General features: G+C 80.9%; 2 protein-coding genes. Both read right to left on the reverse strand.

Translation table 11 applies throughout. The annotated features are described in order from the left end of the window. On the reverse strand, nt 1-864 hold an 864-nt coding region (locus E1283_RS39790), incomplete at its 3' end, for a (2Fe-2S)-binding protein (protein WP_341829992.1). Further along, a partial coding sequence (locus E1283_RS36520) for an FAD-dependent oxidoreductase (RefSeq protein WP_132822432.1) occupies nt 861-1,046 on the reverse strand: 186 nt, incomplete at its 5' end. The genes E1283_RS39790 and E1283_RS36520, both read right to left, overlap by 4 nt.

Consider the following 1,046-nt stretch of genomic DNA (forward strand, 5'->3'; position numbering starts at 1 on the left):
GCTCGTGGCGGGCCCGGCCCCCACCACGACGACGCTGCGCGGCGACCCGACGAGACCTCGCGGCGAGTGCCCGCCACGAGCACCGGTGGCCGGCGCGGCCGACCCGGCAGCGACCCGCGGCAGGCCGTCACCCACCGCGGGCGCCTCCGGCGCGGCGGCGCCGCGCGCCTGCGGTCCATCCGCCGCAGGCGGATCGGTCGGTGGCGGCGACACGCCAACGCCCGCATCCGCAGAAAGCCGCTGGCGCGCCGCCGGCGCAACGCCACCCGCCCCAGGCGAGGCGGATGCCCCGGCCCGGGCAGTCCGCGCCCCCGGCGCGGCGCCGGCCGACTCCGCCGAATGCGGGGCCGAAGGCCCGGCCTCGACAGACTGCGCCCCCGCCGCAGGCGGCTCCACGCCGCCGGGCGACACCGGCCGCTCCCGCGCCTCCGGCGCGGCGGCGCCGCGCGCCGACCCGGCGCCAGCCGACGCCACGGGGGCGGCAACGCCCGGCGCCGGACCACCACCCGCCGGAGGCGGCCCGGCGCCAGCCGGTTCCGCCGTGGGCGGGGCCGGAGGCCCGGCCCCGTCGGACCGCGCCTCCGGCGCCAACGCACCGGCCGGCGGCGCCGGCACAGGTGTCGGGCCCGTGGTCGGCGAGACCCGCATGCCGTCCCGCACAGGGACCAGGCAGGCGCGTTGGGGTGGGGTGTCGTCGATGGTGACGAGGCAGTCGTGGCAGGAGCCGATGCCGCAGAAGAGGCCGCGGGGACGGGCGTCGACACGCGTGGTGCGCCAGGCCGCGATGTCGTGGGCGAGGAGGGCGGCGGCCACGGACTGGCCCGGCCGGGCCGGGAGTTCGCGGTCCTCGAAGAAGATCCTCACGCGGCGTGCTCCCAGCGTTCGGGCGCGAAGGGCGCCAGGTCCAGGGTGGGATCGGCCCCGGTGAGGGCCTGGGCGAGCAGGTGGCCGGTGCCGGCGGAGAGGCCGATGCCGGCGCCCTCGTGGCCGCAGGCGTGCCAGAGCCCGGGCAGCCGGGGGTCGGGGCCGATGACGGGGAGGTGGTC

The sequence above is a fragment of the Streptomyces hainanensis genome (assembly GCF_004348415.1).
Taxonomy (GTDB): domain Bacteria; phylum Actinomycetota; class Actinomycetes; order Streptomycetales; family Streptomycetaceae; genus Streptomyces; species Streptomyces hainanensis.